This is a genomic window from Pseudoalteromonas sp. GW168-MNA-CIBAN-0100 (assembly GCF_040309225.1).
Taxonomy (GTDB): Bacteria; Pseudomonadota; Gammaproteobacteria; order Enterobacterales; family Alteromonadaceae; genus Pseudoalteromonas; species Pseudoalteromonas arctica.
In genome coordinates, this window is record NZ_JBEOOL010000645.1 from 1 (window position 1) to 266 (window position 266).

Here is a 266-nt window from a genome sequence, read left to right on the forward strand (position 1 = left end):
GACCTACGGCCACAACTTAACTTGCCTATTATTAATGAAATAACGAAAGACTTTTCATAATGACTGTTTTTTATAATTATTTAGAGCAAATTATCCATTACGTCATTGTATAGATCATCTTCACCAACATGCAGATATAATTCTGTAGTAGAGATTTGACTATGACCTAGCAACAACGAAATATTTTTGATATTAGCCCCATTATTGTAAAGGTTTGTTGCATAGCTGCGGCGCAATGAATGCGGAGGTGGGGCGTTGTATTTCAC

General features: G+C 35.3%; 1 protein-coding gene. It reads right to left on the reverse strand.

What is annotated here, in order from left to right; translation table 11 throughout:
• Positions 1 to 80: 80 nt before the first annotated feature.
• Positions 81 to 266: tyrosine-type recombinase/integrase (locus AAEY62_RS22820; RefSeq protein ID WP_350636702.1), on the reverse strand; the 186-nt coding region annotated here is incomplete at its 5' end.